Source organism: Coprococcus sp. LG101-27, assembly GCF_027695515.1.
In the GTDB taxonomy this organism is placed as follows: Bacteria; Bacillota; Clostridia; order Lachnospirales; family Lachnospiraceae; genus Allocoprococcus; species Allocoprococcus comes.
Genome location: NZ_JAQEUJ010000040.1, coordinates 2,272 through 17,145 on the forward strand (window position 1 = coordinate 2,272; position 14,874 = coordinate 17,145).

General features: G+C 42.7%; 22 protein-coding genes. All 22 read left to right on the top strand.

Annotation, left to right across the window (positions count from 1 at the left end; genetic code table 11):
• A partial coding sequence (locus PG766_RS16040; RefSeq protein WP_270591268.1) for a DUF1492 domain-containing protein occupies positions 1–359 on the top strand: 359 nt, incomplete at its 5' end.
• Between the two features lie 216 nt (positions 360–575).
• Complete coding sequence (locus PG766_RS16045) at positions 576–929, top strand: hypothetical protein (RefSeq protein ID WP_270591270.1); 354 nt, start codon at positions 576–578, stop codon at positions 927–929.
• A gap of 106 nt (positions 930–1,035) precedes the next feature.
• On the top strand, positions 1,036–1,305 hold the full coding sequence (locus PG766_RS16050) for a hypothetical protein (RefSeq protein ID WP_055296965.1): 270 nt from the start codon (positions 1,036–1,038) through the stop codon (positions 1,303–1,305).
• Positions 1,241–2,674 (top strand): terminase large subunit, encoded by a 1,434-nt coding sequence (locus tag PG766_RS16055; RefSeq protein ID WP_270591272.1) that lies wholly within the window; start codon positions 1,241–1,243, stop codon positions 2,672–2,674. Before PG766_RS16050 ends, PG766_RS16055 begins: the two co-directional genes overlap by 65 nt.
• Positions 2,674–4,107, top strand: coding sequence for a phage portal protein (locus PG766_RS16060; RefSeq protein WP_270591273.1), 1,434 nt, complete (start codon positions 2,674–2,676; stop codon positions 4,105–4,107). Before PG766_RS16055 ends, PG766_RS16060 begins: the two co-directional genes overlap by 1 nt.
• Positions 4,052–5,224: a VG15 protein gene (locus PG766_RS16065; RefSeq protein ID WP_270591274.1), complete on the top strand. Its 1,173-nt coding sequence runs from the start codon at positions 4,052–4,054 to the stop codon at positions 5,222–5,224. Before PG766_RS16060 ends, PG766_RS16065 begins: the two co-directional genes overlap by 56 nt.
• Positions 5,190–5,414, top strand: coding sequence for a hypothetical protein (locus tag PG766_RS16070; RefSeq protein ID WP_270591276.1), 225 nt, complete (start codon positions 5,190–5,192; stop codon positions 5,412–5,414). The genes PG766_RS16065 and PG766_RS16070 overlap by 35 nt, the downstream gene beginning before the upstream one ends.
• Before the next feature lie 64 nt (positions 5,415–5,478).
• On the top strand, positions 5,479–5,973 hold the full coding sequence (locus PG766_RS16075; RefSeq protein ID WP_270591277.1) for a DUF2829 domain-containing protein: 495 nt from the start codon (positions 5,479–5,481) through the stop codon (positions 5,971–5,973).
• Between the two features lie 116 nt (positions 5,974–6,089).
• Positions 6,090–6,536 carry a DUF4355 domain-containing protein gene (locus tag PG766_RS16080; protein ID WP_270541390.1) on the top strand — a complete coding sequence of 149 codons (447 nt, stop codon included), beginning with the start codon at positions 6,090–6,092 and terminating at the stop codon, positions 6,534–6,536.
• 5 nt (positions 6,537–6,541) lie between these two features.
• Positions 6,542–7,438, top strand: coding sequence for a phage major capsid protein (locus PG766_RS16085; protein ID WP_270591278.1), 897 nt, complete (start codon positions 6,542–6,544; stop codon positions 7,436–7,438).
• 1 nt (position 7,439) lies between these two features.
• Complete coding sequence (locus tag PG766_RS16090; RefSeq protein WP_270591279.1) at positions 7,440–7,721, top strand: hypothetical protein; 282 nt, start codon at positions 7,440–7,442, stop codon at positions 7,719–7,721.
• An 8-nt stretch (positions 7,722–7,729) separates the two neighbouring features.
• Positions 7,730–8,107 (top strand): Gp19/Gp15/Gp42 family protein, encoded by a 378-nt coding sequence (locus PG766_RS16095; protein WP_270591281.1) that lies wholly within the window; start codon positions 7,730–7,732, stop codon positions 8,105–8,107.
• The gene (locus tag PG766_RS16100) at positions 8,100–8,432 is read left to right on the top strand and encodes a hypothetical protein (RefSeq protein ID WP_055296988.1); all 333 of its coding nucleotides are present in this window, start codon (positions 8,100–8,102) and stop codon (positions 8,430–8,432) included. The genes PG766_RS16095 and PG766_RS16100 overlap by 8 nt, the downstream gene beginning before the upstream one ends.
• Positions 8,425–8,649, top strand: coding sequence for a hypothetical protein (locus PG766_RS16105; protein ID WP_270591282.1), 225 nt, complete (start codon positions 8,425–8,427; stop codon positions 8,647–8,649). The genes PG766_RS16100 and PG766_RS16105 overlap by 8 nt, the downstream gene beginning before the upstream one ends.
• Positions 8,630–8,965: a hypothetical protein gene (locus PG766_RS16110; RefSeq protein WP_270246672.1), complete on the top strand. Its 336-nt coding sequence runs from the start codon at positions 8,630–8,632 to the stop codon at positions 8,963–8,965. The genes PG766_RS16105 and PG766_RS16110 overlap by 20 nt, the downstream gene beginning before the upstream one ends.
• Positions 8,966–8,980: 15 nt before the next feature.
• Positions 8,981–9,535 carry a phage tail tube protein gene (locus tag PG766_RS16115; RefSeq protein WP_270591283.1) on the top strand — a complete coding sequence of 185 codons (555 nt, stop codon included), beginning with the start codon at positions 8,981–8,983 and terminating at the stop codon, positions 9,533–9,535.
• Positions 9,535–9,798, top strand: a complete 264-nt coding sequence (locus PG766_RS16120; protein WP_270591284.1) for a hypothetical protein — start codon at positions 9,535–9,537, stop codon at positions 9,796–9,798. Before PG766_RS16115 ends, PG766_RS16120 begins: the two co-directional genes overlap by 1 nt.
• Positions 9,799–9,941: 143 nt before the next feature.
• Entirely contained in the window at positions 9,942–10,181 is a 240-nt protein-coding gene (locus PG766_RS16125) for a DUF5361 domain-containing protein (protein ID WP_270541398.1), read from the top strand.
• Position 10,182: 1 nt separating this feature from the next.
• The gene (locus PG766_RS16130) at positions 10,183–12,054 is read left to right on the top strand and encodes a phage tail protein (protein ID WP_270591286.1); all 1,872 of its coding nucleotides are present in this window, start codon (positions 10,183–10,185) and stop codon (positions 12,052–12,054) included.
• On the top strand, positions 12,051–12,890 hold the full coding sequence (locus PG766_RS16135) for a phage tail protein (RefSeq protein WP_270591287.1): 840 nt from the start codon (positions 12,051–12,053) through the stop codon (positions 12,888–12,890). Before PG766_RS16130 ends, PG766_RS16135 begins: the two co-directional genes overlap by 4 nt.
• Positions 12,881–13,885, top strand: coding sequence for a Gp37-like protein (locus PG766_RS16140; RefSeq protein WP_270246678.1), 1,005 nt, complete (start codon positions 12,881–12,883; stop codon positions 13,883–13,885). The genes PG766_RS16135 and PG766_RS16140 overlap by 10 nt, the downstream gene beginning before the upstream one ends.
• Positions 13,885–14,793, top strand: coding sequence for a hypothetical protein (locus PG766_RS16145; RefSeq protein ID WP_270591289.1), 909 nt, complete (start codon positions 13,885–13,887; stop codon positions 14,791–14,793). The genes PG766_RS16140 and PG766_RS16145 overlap by 1 nt, the downstream gene beginning before the upstream one ends.
• Positions 14,794–14,874: the final 81 nt, after the last annotated feature.

A 14,874-nucleotide genomic window follows, 5' to 3' on the forward strand; every position in this document is an offset into this window, starting at 1 on the left:
ACCAGGAGAAGCGGATCGAGGAAGAGTTGGAACGCCTGAAGCTGGATAGGATGCTTCCAGGAGCACTGGCAGCAGATGGGCTGCCAAAAAGCAGCAACCTTTCTGATCTGTCGGATTATGCAGCAGAAGTGGACGAACAGGAACGGAAACTGGTGGAGCAGAGGAAGAAAAGAGTCAGGATCCGGACTGAGATCAGGGAAAGAATTGAGCAGATAGAAGATGAGACAGAGAAAGATGTTCTGACTTACTGCTACATAGATCTTATGAGGTGGAAGGATATCTGCAGAAAGACAGGATATGAGTGGGCACAAGTACACCGGAAACATTCAGAAGCACTAAAAAACTTCAAGATGATATAGAATGATACACTTGGTCTGTGGTATAGTGTATTCAGGTAAAGAGATGAACAGGGCAGCAGTCGAAAGATTGTTGTCTTTTTCTTTGCCGTGAATTCCGGAAAGAGGTTTGGCGGTTTACTCTGGAAAGAATTTATTCATACATCAGTACATTTGTTTGTTGCAATTACTTTTTTAGAACTCCTTGTTACAGATACAGAAACCGTCAGAGGAAAAGATATGAAGGAGCAACGGAACCCAAGAAGCGCCAACGGGAATCTGAGAAGAAAACACCGGGCGAGATTTAAAGCAATAGGTGGAGAATGCGGGATATGTAAAGGCAGGCTTGGCCCCATACATTACAATGAACCAAGCGACAGCAAACATCCGTTGTCTTTTGTTATAGATGAAATCAAACCGGTGTCAAGGTGGCGTGAGTTTGGCTATAGCTCACGTGAAGCGGCGGCACAGGACTGGAATAACCTGCAACCGGCGCATTACTGTTGCAACGCAGCGAAAAGCAATAAAACGTTGAATGAAATGCAGAGGAGCCAGCAAAAGCCCAAAATGAACGTTACAGATGGGGAATGGTGAGAACTGCAAACAGAGGGTGGGGAGGGTACCCCGCCACGCGGCGGCGGCGACCACCGCTGTCCAGCGCCGATTTACACACAGGAAAATTTTTGAAAGGTGAATTTAGATGGGAAGAGCTAAGAAAATGGCAACTGTAACAAGCGAGGGAAGCCGCTTGGAACGCTTGGAAAATTTAGCACTGATTCTCGCAAAACAGATTGATATATGCGCGAAAGATGCTGTTGATGGTCCAAAGACAATGCCACAGCTCTCCAGGCAATACAGAGAAACAATCAAAGAAATTGAAGAAATAAAAGGAATGGAGAAAGACGATGACGAAATCGGAGAAATCCTGTCGGCACGAAAAGCTGATGGGAAGCCAGACACCGTCCGATAGAATTGTTCCGGATTACGCTTATACGGATGGCCCCGATGCGGTAAAAGTGCTTGCGGTCGGGAAATTGATTGTGGATCCGTGGCAGAGTGAAGTGCTGAATGATTGGATGGGGCGTACAGAGGATGATGTTTGGTCAGCGCCGACATGTGGCTTATCTGTTCCAAGACAGAACGGGAAAACACTGGATACTTCCGGGCGGATTGCATCCGGAATGATTCTGTATGCAGAATGGGTTATATACACAGCTCATCTGCAGAAAACTGCAACAGAAACCTTTATGGAATTGCGCGGCTTGTTTGAAAGCAGAGGACTCCGTAAGTATGTAAAAGAAATTAAGGCGGCACTCGGAAGAGAACAGATTATTCTAAAAAATGGTGGAAGAGTAGTATTTGTTGCCAGAACAAGGAATGGTGGTCGAGGACTGCATGGCGACTGTCTTGTGTTTGATGAAGCACAGGAATTGACAAGCGAGCAGCAGGCATCTTTTTTGCCGGCAATATCAGCGTCAAGGAATCCACAAACGATTTATCTTGGAACACCACCGGATGAAAATTGTACTGGCACAGTATTCCGGAAGATAAGAAAACGGGCAACGGAAGGTGAGAGCAAATCCACAGCCTGGACAGAATATTCTGTGAAAGAGATTGGAGATGTTACTGATCGTCAGAGATGGGCGGATTGCAATCCGGCACTGGGGCGAAGAATGACAGAAACAACCATAGCTGCAGAGTGCGAACAGATGGATGTGGACACGTTTGCAAGAGAGCGTCTCGGCTGGTGGTCGCCAATCAACAATGATCAGGACTATGCAATTGATAAGAAGAAATGGGAAGAATGTGCTTCGGAAAAAGAAAAACCGGAAGGGAAAACTGCTTACGGTGTAAAGTTTTCGCTTGACGGTTCGGCGGTAGCATTATGCGGAGCTGTCTGTCCAGAGGTAGGGGAAGCGAGAATTTCACTGATCGAGCTTAAAACAACGGACAGAGGAATCCAGTGGCTTGCGGACTGGCTAAATCAGAGATACAAGATGGCAAGCTGTGTGGTGATCGATGGAAGAAATGGAGTTGACTTCCTGATAGAGAAGATAACGCCGGTGTGGAAATATAAGCAGTCAATTGTTCGACCGGCAGCAAAAGAAGTGATAGCAGCGGCGAGTCAGCTATCACAGGAAATCAATGAACAGACTGTAACATGGTATAAATACCAAGAAATACTGAATGAGTCAGCAATTACGTCTGTAAAAAGACCGATTTCCGGTGGCTGGGGATTTGGTGGAGAAAACTCGATCCCGATTGAAGCAGCAGCACTTGCACTCTGGGGATGCAGAACATCGAAACGAAATCCGAACAGAAAGATGAGGATAGGATAATGGAGTTAAATTTTGGAAGAGTAGAAGGATTACCACCGGAAGAACAAGAGTGGCTGAAAGAATTGAAATATATATACGACTATCACCGAAGTACAAATCGAAAAAAACGTCGATATTACAACGGGAAAATCACGTTGAATGAGGTAAATTTGGGAATTGCACTACCTTCGGGTCTTGGAAGACTCGAAATCGGATGCGCCTGGGGTGCAAAAACGGTAGACGTGCTTGCCGGTAGATCAATGTTTGATGGGTTTGTTACAGAAAATGGAACGAAGTCAGAAGACATGGATCAGATTATGAAAAGGAATCATTTGATAGCGGAATACAATAAAGCGGTCAAAGAAGAACTGAAATACGGTTGTGCATTTGCGGCGGTATCCGGAGAGGAAGATGATGCAAGAGTACGGTTTTATTCTCCGCATTGTGCTGCAGCTTCTTGGAATGCACACGAAGGACGCATCCGATATGGATTTGCCTTTGAAGATGCGCGAAGAGACGAGTCGGATGTTACATGGTCTCCGGAACATGTAAATTTCTATACAGACACAGACATCTGGGAACTGGATCGGATTGGAGGTACATGGTATGCTACGCAGAATCCCCATGATTTCGGAGAACCCCTTATGGTGGCTCTGATCTGGGACGCAACAAACGATAAACCATTTGGTCAGTCAAGGCTAAAAGAGCCGATCCGCAGGCTAATCCAGGGATATGTAAGAACAGTCGCAAATGCAACGATTGGACTGGAATTTGCCACTTCTCCACAGAAATATCTGCTCGGGGTGTCAGATGAACAATATGATATGTTGATTGATAATAAATTCAAACAGTATGTTGGAAGTATTCTCTACAGTACCAATAATCCGGAGACTGGGGAAAAGCCGAATTTCGGGCAACTTTCGCAGGGAAATATTGAACCACATGTTCAGATGCTCCGGATGCTTGCCACACAGTATTCAGCGGCAACAGGATTGGCAGTTACGGATGTTGGTGTGATAAATGATGCAAATCCGACTTCCAGTGAAGCAATTATTGCACAGTCGCAGACACTGATCCTTATGGCAGAACAGCTGAATAAATCAAATGGTGATGCATTGCACCGGATTGGACGGATGGCACTTGCAATTGAACTTGGAACGATTCCAGATGAGCTTCCGAAAGAAACATATGAGCTGATTGCACATTTTAAGAATCCGGCAATGCCAAGCGTGGCATCTACTACAGATGCAGCACTCAAAATTGCGACAGCGCGACAAGGATTTGCACAGACAGATATTTTCCTTGAAATGATTGGTTTTGATCAGGCGGATATCCGCAGAATCCGAGCACAGGAACAAAGGGCAAAAGGTGATGCAATCTTGACGGAGGAATTTGGAAATGCAGATAACGGAGAAAGCGTGGCTGGAGTACATAACGAAGATGTCACAGATTAGCCAGAAAGCAGCGGATCTGATGCAGTCCTGGGTTCAAAAGAATGGACTGGAAAATGATAAAGCACTTTTGGACTACGCCTATGCACTGTCACAACACTACGGACAGGCTATCGGTGCATTATCGTGCCAGATGTATGAAGCGACAGCAGCGGCACAGGGAGTAATAGTCCCTACGGCAGAAGTAGCAGATCTCCCGGACTATGGGGAAGTGGCAAAAGCAGTAAAAGGAACAAAAAAGCAGTCTCCAAACAATATTCCCGGAACGCTTGCAAGGCTTGTAAAACAGGTAGGTGCAGATACGACACTGAAAAATGCAGAGCGTGACGGGGCACAGTTTGCCTGGGTACCGCATGGAGACACCTGTGCTTTCTGCATTGCACTTGCATCCAGAGGATGGCAGTATAGGTCAAAAAAAGCTATGCGGAATGGTCACGCGGAACACATTCATGCACATTGCGATTGTGAGTATGCAGTCCGGTTTGATGGAAAAAGTACAGTGGCAGGATATGATCCGGATAAATATCTGGAAGAATATTACGATGCCAACGGGGATATCAATGAAATGCGGAGAAAGCGATATGCACAGAATAAAGATGTGATCAATGCGAGAAAACGAGAATTATACGCAAGTAAAAAAGCGGAAAAACTTGAAAAATTGAGGCGGTCTGATATACTGATATCAGGAGCGAGAATCACAGATCTGAATAGTGCAGAAGCTGATGAATTTGCGGAGATGTACTATGAAGAGATTAGACATTTTTCAACTGATTCAAAGAAAATAGCAGATAATCTCGGTAAGGAAGAATCTGACATAAGAAAAATTAAGGCATATTTATTTGAAGATGATTCTTTGATAGATCCGGATACGGGAGAAAGCAGGCAGTTTGATCCAGATTGCGCGATTGCACAGAGCTGGCAACGCTTGATGAATGGAAAAGACATTAAACTTCATGACAAAACTTTGATAGAGCATGAGTTGTTGGAAATGAAAATTAAGCAAGAAAATCCGGGCATAGATCATGTAAAAGCACATGAATTGGCATCGGAAAAATATAATTATCCAAAGGAGGCGCTGGAATATTATGGTAATCTTAAAAAACATAAAAAAAGTCAGTGATAGTATTTCGGCAAATTACTATCCAGAAGGAAAAGAGCCGGCAGGTTTTATAAAAATACGAATTCCGGATGGAGAGACTGTAGAACATGAAAATGCAAGCATGTTTGCAGCACCACACGTGAGGCGAGAACTGAAACGGATTGCGAAGATGGATAATCCACCAAAAGAAAAAACGGTAATATGGTATTAAAAGCCACTGATCGGAAACGGTTGGTGGTATTTTTATACTCATTTTTAAGAAAGGAAGAAAGAACATGAGATTTGATGAGGCATTTAAAATAATGAAGCAGGGTAGCAAAGTGAAAATTCCATCTTGGGGCGGTTATTGGTTTTGGTCAAAAGAGAAACAGACTATTATCATGCACACAAAAGATGGCGAAGAGTTGGATATCAGAGAGACAAAGATTCCAGATTATACATTTGGAAATATCTGTTCTGATGAATGGGTACTGGCAGACGGAGAAAATTGTCCGGAACTGGGCGGAGAAGCTCTGTTTTCGTTTGGAGAAGCAATTAAATATCTGAAACGTGGAATGAAAGTGGCACGTAAAGGCTGGAATGGAAAGGGACAGTACATCCAGCTTGCAACCGGAATTTCATATAAAACAGTAGATGGGGATATTGTAAATTGTGAGCATGATGCCATCGGAAACATGGCTATTGCATTCTGCGGAACATCTGGTGTTCAGATGGGATGGTTAGCGTCTCAGGCTGATATGCTGTCAGAGGATTGGAAATTTGCAGAATAGGAAAGGCGGTGATCCAGATATCTCCCTTTAAGGCGCAGGGTTACGCGTCTTATTTTTATGGCAACACGTGCCTTAAACGTGGCAACTAAAAACACTCAAATCAGGAGGGAAACAAGATGGCAGATGACAAAACATTCACTCAGGCAGAAATGGATTCAATCATAGAGGGACGCCTTGCGAGAGAAAGACAGAAATATGCAGATTATGATGACCTGAAAGAAAAGGCAAGTAAGTACGATGAGTACCAGGCGCAGAATAAAACGGAACTTCAGAAGGAAAAAGAAAAGTCCGATGCGCTTCAGGCAAAATTAAGCGCACTTGAAAAGAAAGACACTGTAAGACAGGTAAGAGAAAAAGCAGCAAAAGACACTGGTGTGCCGGTAGAACTCCTTACAGGTGAAGATGAGGAAACCTGTAAGAAACAGGCGGAAGCGATTATGAAATTTGCGAAGCCGAAGAGTTATCCGGGGACTAAGGGGAACAGAAAAAAGACAACAGAGTACAACTCAACGGATGATGCAATGAGGGAATTTGCACATCAGATTTTTGGTAAAGGAGAATAAAGAATATGGCAGCACTCATTAGTTCAGATTTTGAAATTCCGGCAGAGATTTCGCAGGGGATTTTTGAAAAAACACAGAAAGGATCTACTCTGGCGCAGTTATCCGGAGCAAGACCGCAGAAATTTGGAAAGCAGCAGGTGTGGGTACTTACATCGCCACCGAAAGCAGAACTCGTAGGAGAGGCAGGGCAGAAATCGCCAACCCCAACTGCATATGCTTCTAAAGCAGTAAATCCGTTCAAACTGCAGGTTACCATGAGATTTTCGCAGGAAGTACAGTGGGCAGACGAAGATGTACAGATCGGCGTATTGCAGGATCTGGCGTCAAATGCGTCAATCGCACTGGGAAGAGCATTGGATCTTGTTGGAATTCACAAAATCAATCCGCTTACAGGAACGGTATCAAGTCTTGTAAAAGAAGGGCTGGTTGACACGAAACAGAGTGTGCAGCTTGCAGGCACAAAGTATGATGAAGCAATCGAGGCGGCAGCAGGAATGATCATCTCATCTGGCTATGTACCGAGTGGTATTGCAATGGATCCAACACTTTCCTTTGGCCTTTCCACGATGAGGGATGCGGATGGAAGAAAGATTTATCCGGAAATTGGATTCGGACAGAATCTTACAAATTTTTCCGGAATGACTGCGGCAGTATCTGATACAGTTTCAGCAAAAAATGAAATCACACCAGATACGAAGTTACTTGGAATCGTAGGACAGTTTGATGCGTTTAGATGGGGAGTACAGAGATCCATTGGCGCTCACTTGATCGAATACGGTGATCCGGATGGACTTGGAGATCTGCAGAGACAGAATCAGATCGCAATTCGTGCAGAAATTGTATATGGAATTGGAATCATGGATCAGGCAGCATTTACAAAGATCGTGAAGGCGGAAGGGTAATATGAAATATTTATACAAACAAACTGGAATAGTAGTGGAGTCTGACGATGTGTTAGACTCCACAATGTTTAAGCTGATTATTGAAGAAAAAACCGAGGATTTGATCGAGAATAGCGAAACAGAAGCAGGAGTTGCAGAAGCCGAAAATACAGAAGAACCTGTGGAAGAACTCGAAGAACCGACAGAAGACTCAGAGATTCCAGATATAGAAGAACCAGTCGAAGCAAAGAAAGAGGCATCAGCTAAGAACACCAGAAAGAGAACGCAAACAGCGAAAAAGTAGGTGATACAATGATATACGCATCAATCGAGGATATTTGGAGACGAAAAGGAACAGATATTTCGGATACAGATTATGTAACGGCACTCTTAGAGGATGCAGCGATCATCATTGATGCATATAACCGCAATGCTACAGACGAGGCAAAGAAATTAGTGTCATGTAATATGGTTATCCGGACACTCGGAAGCAGAGAGGAAGGTGTACCTATTGGAACGACACAGACAACTACGACAGCAATGGTATATTCGCAGACCTGGACAAATGCAAATGGAAGTGGCGAATTGTATCTGACTAAATTGGATAAGAAAATCCTTGGTGTCGGGAATCGAATTGGCTATTTTAATCCATATTCGGATTTGATGCAGGAGGAAGAAGCTAATGATTAAAGGAATACCGGTGAAGCTCTACGAACGGACCGCAAGTGGGACAGATACATTCGGACATCCGATATATACAGAGACACCTGTGACCGTGGAAGACGTGTTGGTTGCTCCGGCATCGACAACAGAAGTGCTGGATATGCTTAATATTACTGGGAAAAAAGCAGTCTACAATATCGCAATTCCAAAAGGAGATACGCACGACTGGCAAGACTGCAGAGTGGATTTTTTTGGCACATCATGGCGGGTAATTGGATTCCCACAGCAAGGAATTGAAGAAAATATTCCAGGAAGATGGAATCAGAGATGGATGGTGGAGCGTTATGGCTAAAACGAAAGTTGAGTTAAATCGATCCGGTGTAAGAGAGTTGATGAAATCTGCAGAGATGCAGGCGATTTTACTGGAACAGGCAAATCAAATATCATCCGATGCAGAAAAAGAGTCGTATGTTGCGCAAACAAGAGCGGTTGTAAAAATAAATGGAGATGATGGAAACAACAGCTTGTTGAAAGCGATGGGTGGAAAAAATGATCGAAGAAAAGGTTAGAAAATATCTGGAAGCCATGCTTGATATTCCGGTAAGGATGGAAGAAGAACCGGGACTTCCGGAGGAATATATCCTAATTGAAAAGACTGGATCCGGTGAAGAAAATCATATTGCATCAGCAACTCTTGCTATCCAGTCTTATTCAGGATCCCTTTATGGGGCGGCATCACTCAATGAAAGAGTGAAAGAAGCAATGGAAAAAATTGTTGAAATGGATGATATCAGTAAGTGCCAGCTTAACAGCGACTACAACTATACGGATACAACAAGGAAGAAATATCGGTATCAGGCTGTATATGATATGGTTCATTTCTGATGAAGGAGGATAAAAATGTCAGATGCTAAAAATGTAAGTACAGGTAAGCCGAAAGTAGGCGGCGCGATTTTTAGAGCACCGCTCGGAACAACATTGCCAACAGATGCAACCACAGCATTAGATGCAGCATTTAAGTCACTTGGATATTGCTCGGAGGATGGACTCACTAATTCTAATAGTCCGGAAACTGACAACAAAAATGCTTGGGGCGGCGACACTGTATTGAATATGCAGACCAGTAAGAAAGATAATTTTAAGTTTACGATGATCGAAGCCTTGAATGTAGAGGTCCTGAAGAGTGTTTACGGAGATGATAATGTTACCGGAACACTTGAGGAAGGGATTACGGTAAAAGTAAATGCAGATGAAGCGGAACAGAATGCGTGGGCTGTGGATATGATTCTGAAAGACGCAGTGAAGCGTATCGTTATTCCGTGTGCAAGTATTACGGAAGTCGGAGACATTGTATATAAGGACGATGATGCGATTGGATACGAGACAACGTTATCGGCAGTACCGGATGCGGGCGGACAGACACATTACGAATATATTAAGGGGAATAAGAAATAATGAAGGGAAAAACGAGCAGTGGTTTTGAGTATGAGTTAGATGAAGCGGCGTTGGATGATTATGAACTTCTGGAAGATCTGTGTGAAATGGATGCAGGAGACATGACAAAAACAATCAGCGTATTAAACCGTCTTCTTGGAACAGAACAGAAAGAACGTTTGAAAGAACATTTACGAATGGAGAACGGAAGGGTACCGGCGTCGAAAATGATGAATGAAATTGGAGAAATTTTCGGAAATATAAAAGAAGGAAAAAACTCTTAGCCCTCGCCTACATGCTTAATTTAGATAAGGACGCACTTTTGTGTGATCTTGCAGAAACATATCATATCTATGATTATAAGTCGTTACCGTGTAGAATGGTAGCGACTTTTTCTTGTGGGTTGAGGGGAAATTCGAGAATTAAAATGAAAATAGCAGGGATTGAGCCGATACCGGAACAAATGCTTATGGCGGCTATTGCGGATGGAACGCGCACGACTGCCTGGTTGCAATCTGAGGATGGAGCGACCGGGAAAAATCGTCCGAAGTCATTGCTTGGAATGATCCTGGGCGATGGAAAGGAAAAATCTAAAGAAATTCAGACGTTTGATTCTGGAGAAGATTTTGACAGAGAATGGGCGAGATTGACGGGAAAGGAGGGATAAGATGGCTACGGAACTTGCAAAAGCGTATGTGCAGATCATACCATCGGCGGTAGGAATTCAGGGAAGAATTCAAAAAGAAATAGAGCCGGAAGCAGACTCAGCCGGAAGTTCTTTTGGCGGGAAAATGGTTGGCATGATCAAAAAGGTTATTGCCGCAGCAGCAATCGGGAAAGCTCTGTCAGCAAGCATCAGTGAAGGTGCAGCACTCGAACAGAGTCTTGGTGGAATCGAAACATTATTTAAAGATTCTGCCGATAAAGTGAAAGCAAATGCGGCAAAAGCCTACCAGACAGCAGGAATGAGTGCAAATGACTACATGGAACTAACTACAAGCTTTTCAGCGAGCCTTCTTAGTTCCCTTGCTGGCGACACCTCCAAAGCTGCAGATGTGGCAGATATGGCAATGGTAGATATGTCTGATAATGCGAATAAGATGGGAACCAATATGGAAGACATCAAAAATGCATATCAGGGATTCGCCAAACAGAACTATACAATGCTGGACAACCTGAAGCTTGGATATGGTGGTACGAAGTCGGAGATGGAGCGTCTCTTAGCAGATGCACAGAAAATCAGTGGCGTGGAATACAATATTGATAATCTATCAGATGTCTACAGTGCGATTCACGTGATCCAGGGACAGTTGGATATTACCGGAACGACAGCAAAAGAAGCGGCAACGACTATATCTGGATCGTTCAACCAGATGAAAGCAGCGGCTAAAAATGTAATGGGAGAAATTGCTCTGGGAATGGATGTAGGACCGGCACTTAATGAACTGGCGAATACGATCATAACCTTTGCGGTTGGAAATCTGCTTCCGGCAGTATGGAATGTTATATCTGCACTTCCATCAGCAATCGTTACATTTGTAACGGCACTCGGTCCACAACTGTTTGCTGCAGTGTCTGGACTGATTCCGCAAATTGCAAGCGGAATCACAACAGGAATACCGACTCTTTATCAGAGCGCAATGCAGCTTATGGATCAGTTTAATATCGGAATCCAGGAGAAACTCCCGATCTTGTTGCAGAAGGGTGTGGATTTCATAACAAACATTGTGAATGGAATCTTGCAAAATTTACCGCAAGTAATAACGATGGCGGGCAATGTTATTACATATTTTGCCAACACAATTATCTCGATGCTTCCAACAATATTGAGTGCTGGTGCAAGATTACTTTTAAGATTGGTAAATGGAATTATAAATAATCTGCCACAAATTGCTCAGGCTGCAGCAACTGCAATTGTGCGTTTTGTAGCGTCAATTGGACAGAATCTTCCACAGATTCTCCAGAGTGGTATTACAATTATCGGCAAACTGGCGGCAGGTTTGATACGTGCCATTCCGAATTTGGTTGGACAGATACCGGCAATTATCAGCGCAATTGTGAATGCTTTTACGAGCCAGAACTGGGGAAGTATTGGAATCAATATCATAAGCGGTATCGCATCCGGACTTCGTTCGGCGGCACATATGCTATGGGATGCTGTAAAAGGTGTTCTTGGTGGATTTAAAGAAAATGTTCTGGCATTCTTCGGAATTCACTCACCGTCACGTTGGGGAGCTTATGTTGGAGAGATGATCGATACCGGAATTGCGAATGGATTGATTGGCAAGACAACATTAGTATCCAATGCGGCAGCAGAGCTTCAGAAGTCTGTAAAAAAACCAATTGGAACAAGTATGAACCTTGCAATTTCTGGCAAAAGCAGCACTGAAAGTCAGAACAGCACGATTGCAGAGAAGCTGGAAGCATTACTGGAATATTTAAAAACAACATCCAGACGTGGAGACGGCAGTATAGTTATAAATTTAAATGACAGAGAAGTAGCAAGAGCTTTGAGGGAAATGGGGGTTGTGTTTGAATGATCGAGATTAAATATGTATGCTCCAATGGAGAAAAATACAATCTGATCGGAGACAAAATGAGAGCAACCTCCGGATATTTCCATGCTTATGAGTGGACACCTAATACAACAGAAAGAGAAATGGGTGTAACGGTGAATGCTTTTGCAAAAGAACCGGTGACGTATGATATTACTCTTACCGTGAGAGGCAAAGAAAAAGAAAGAAAGCGGATTCTTAATAAGCTTACGAATGCTTTTGAATACGATGTGGTCAATCTGACTCCAGGAAGAATTTACTATGGCGAATACTACATTGATGGATATGTAAAAAAATCAAGCAATGAAGTATCGGGTGAAAATAATAGTCGTACAGATTGCAAGATAGAAATATACTGCCCGTATCCATTCTGGTCGATGGAGCAACAGGAAAGCTTTTATCCTGATTCTGCAAATAAAGGAAAGCCATATACATTCTTAGACTATCCGATAACGTATAATTATGATTATTCAAGAAAGAGTGCCGGAACGCAGAACTGGATTATCGATCATTTCCGAGATAATAACTTTGAAATGGTAATATATGGTCCATGCACTGATCCAAGAATACTGATAAACGGTTATCCTTATCAGATTTATGAGACGTTAGAAGCAGGTGAATATATATTAATCGCCAGCAGAGAGAAGACGATCACAAAGCATCTGAGAAATGGAACTGTGCAAAATATTTTCGCAAAAAGAGCGAAAGACAAAAGCGTATTTGCACTGATTCCGTCTGGCGTACTGACTCTTAACTGGAGTGGTGAATTCGGCTTTGATATTAAGGTATACAAAGAAAGGAGCGTGCCGGAATGGAATTGATCTATACGGATCCGATAGGCAAAGAGCTCGGATATATCTTAAATGCAAATGTAGACATGGAAATCGGAGAAGATGAGAAAAGCTCAATCAATGATTTTGAGATCGAATTTAAGAGATCCGGTTGGAATGGTACGGTTGAGTTCGGAAGTCAGGTGTATGTTCCGGACACAGAGTATGGCGGAATAGTTCGGGAGGTAACTACAAGCACAAAAGCGAATAGTATCACCGTAAAGGGATATACCTGGCGTGGAATGATGACGAAAAAAATAATCAAGCCGGAAGAAGGACAGGATTATGCGATAGCATCCGGAGAAATAAATGAAATCATCAAAGGAAAAGTAGAAGAAGCATTTCCGGGCTTTTTCTACGGAGTTGTTGAAGATACAGGCATTCAGTTGATGAACTATCAGTTTGACCGATATTGTACGTTACATGAAGGTTTAAGGAAGATGCTGCAATCCGTAGGTTACCGCTTGGAAATCAAGTATATTCAAGGCGATAAATACGAAATGGGCTATGTTCAAGTAAGGGCTGTTCCTATCGTAGATTATTCATCAGAATACGAATTTTCAAACGATCAGAACATGAATTTTACGATGGATGACAACAAAAGAGGCGTGAATCACTTAGTATGCCTTGGAAAAGGAGAGTTAAAAGACCGCCTGGTTATCCATTTGTATGTCGACGAAAAGGGAAACGTAGGACAAACGCAGTACTATCGAGGAATTGATGAAATCGAAGAAACTTACGATAGCTCCGGATCAGAATACGATGACCTACTCAAAAATGGAATTGCGAAACTTACAAATTCCAAGAATAAGACAGAATATGACATGACGATGGAGAAAATAGAAGGAAGTATGGATATTGGAGACATCGTTGGTGGCCGAGATTATCTAACCGGTGCCAGCATGAAGAAGCCGATCGGAAGGAAGATATGGACGATTTCAGCTGGCAAAGAAAAAGTAGAGTATAAATTGGAAGGAGAGTCTTAATGGATATAATTACAGGATATACCGGAAGTCCACATGTTACTGCAGAACAGGACAGAGATATCAATATTGGAATTTTTGGAAATGAATCTTATGTGCTGCAAACAGGATCACAGTTGACTGCGGAAGTATCGTCAAACAATGAGATTAAAGTAAGAGATGGTGTGATCATGCATCAAGGGTGTGCTGCATCGATTAAAAAGAACACATACGATTCTCTCACCATTACAAATGGATCACAGGGAATGAAAAGGGTAGACCTTATCGTTGCCAGATACAGTAGAGATCCAAGTACAAATGAAGAATCACTTACCTTGAAAGTAATCCAGGGAACACCAAGCGAAAACAGTCCGACTGTACCAGGTTATACAACAGGAGATATACAGTCAGGAGATCTTGTAGCAGACATGCCACTTTACCAGGTCATTCTCAATGGACTTAATATCACGGAAGTTAAGAAGTTGTTTAGTGTGCAGGGATCCATTGCTGAATTAAGTAGCAATTTGACAAATGCAAATGCAAAAATATCTGCTTTGAGCACAGAATTAGCAACTACAAATACCAATTTGAAAACGGCAACTGCCGATTCTGGTTGGAAATATATGACTAATGCAAATAATCTTTCAGAAAAGCTAAAATTCCGCAAAATAGGTCACGTGGTATTTGTTGCTGGATCGATAAGATTTTCAGATAATGGAAAATTTGCAAACGATCAATATCTAGGAAATGTCCCGTCAGGAATGACACCAAATGGTTATAACACATACGAGTGTCTTATCCCGATAGCTATGCATAATGGTGGATCAGCTGGAACACAAGCACGTATATACATAAAAAATGGTGGAGTATATATCAGCGGTACAGATAGTGCCTCATTTGTAATGATTGCAGCAACGGCTTATTTTAGCTAACTGGTATAAAAATAGCTCTTGTCGCAAAAAGAGCCCATGTGCCCAATGTCATTAAGTTAAGGAAAAATAATTAGATTCTTA

What these genes read in the sequence shown, in the direction of transcription:
- PG766_RS16065 (WP_270591274.1), top strand. Translation starts at nt 4,052, where the DNA reads ATGCAGATAACGGAGAAAGCGTGGCTGGAGTACATAACGAAGATGTCA.
- PG766_RS16085 (WP_270591278.1), top strand. Translation starts at nt 6,542, where the DNA reads ATGGCAGCACTCATTAGTTCAGATTTTGAAATTCCGGCAGAGATTTCG.
- PG766_RS16105 (WP_270591282.1), top strand. Translation starts at nt 8,425, where the DNA reads ATGGCTAAAACGAAAGTTGAGTTAAATCGATCCGGTGTAAGAGAGTTG.
- PG766_RS16145 (WP_270591289.1), top strand. Translation starts at nt 13,885, where the DNA reads ATGGATATAATTACAGGATATACCGGAAGTCCACATGTTACTGCAGAA.
- PG766_RS16125 (WP_270541398.1), top strand. Translation starts at nt 9,942, where the DNA reads ATGAAAATAGCAGGGATTGAGCCGATACCGGAACAAATGCTTATGGCG.
- PG766_RS16120 (WP_270591284.1), top strand. Translation starts at nt 9,535, where the DNA reads ATGAAGGGAAAAACGAGCAGTGGTTTTGAGTATGAGTTAGATGAAGCG.
- PG766_RS16135 (WP_270591287.1), top strand. Translation starts at nt 12,051, where the DNA reads ATGATCGAGATTAAATATGTATGCTCCAATGGAGAAAAATACAATCTG.
- PG766_RS16095 (WP_270591281.1), top strand. Translation starts at nt 7,730, where the DNA reads ATGATATACGCATCAATCGAGGATATTTGGAGACGAAAAGGAACAGAT.
- PG766_RS16080 (WP_270541390.1), top strand. Translation starts at nt 6,090, where the DNA reads ATGGCAGATGACAAAACATTCACTCAGGCAGAAATGGATTCAATCATA.
- PG766_RS16070 (WP_270591276.1), top strand. Translation starts at nt 5,190, where the DNA reads ATGGTAATCTTAAAAAACATAAAAAAAGTCAGTGATAGTATTTCGGCA.
- PG766_RS16110 (WP_270246672.1), top strand. Translation starts at nt 8,630, where the DNA reads ATGATCGAAGAAAAGGTTAGAAAATATCTGGAAGCCATGCTTGATATT.
- PG766_RS16140 (WP_270246678.1), top strand. Translation starts at nt 12,881, where the DNA reads ATGGAATTGATCTATACGGATCCGATAGGCAAAGAGCTCGGATATATC.
- PG766_RS16115 (WP_270591283.1), top strand. Translation starts at nt 8,981, where the DNA reads ATGTCAGATGCTAAAAATGTAAGTACAGGTAAGCCGAAAGTAGGCGGC.
- PG766_RS16060 (WP_270591273.1), top strand. Translation starts at nt 2,674, where the DNA reads ATGGAGTTAAATTTTGGAAGAGTAGAAGGATTACCACCGGAAGAACAA.
- PG766_RS16045 (WP_270591270.1), top strand. Translation starts at nt 576, where the DNA reads ATGAAGGAGCAACGGAACCCAAGAAGCGCCAACGGGAATCTGAGAAGA.
- PG766_RS16055 (WP_270591272.1), top strand. Translation starts at nt 1,241, where the DNA reads ATGACGAAATCGGAGAAATCCTGTCGGCACGAAAAGCTGATGGGAAGC.
- PG766_RS16100 (WP_055296988.1), top strand. Translation starts at nt 8,100, where the DNA reads ATGATTAAAGGAATACCGGTGAAGCTCTACGAACGGACCGCAAGTGGG.
- PG766_RS16130 (WP_270591286.1), top strand. Translation starts at nt 10,183, where the DNA reads ATGGCTACGGAACTTGCAAAAGCGTATGTGCAGATCATACCATCGGCG.
- PG766_RS16050 (WP_055296965.1), top strand. Translation starts at nt 1,036, where the DNA reads ATGGGAAGAGCTAAGAAAATGGCAACTGTAACAAGCGAGGGAAGCCGC.
- PG766_RS16075 (WP_270591277.1), top strand. Translation starts at nt 5,479, where the DNA reads ATGAGATTTGATGAGGCATTTAAAATAATGAAGCAGGGTAGCAAAGTG.
- PG766_RS16090 (WP_270591279.1), top strand. Translation starts at nt 7,440, where the DNA reads ATGAAATATTTATACAAACAAACTGGAATAGTAGTGGAGTCTGACGAT.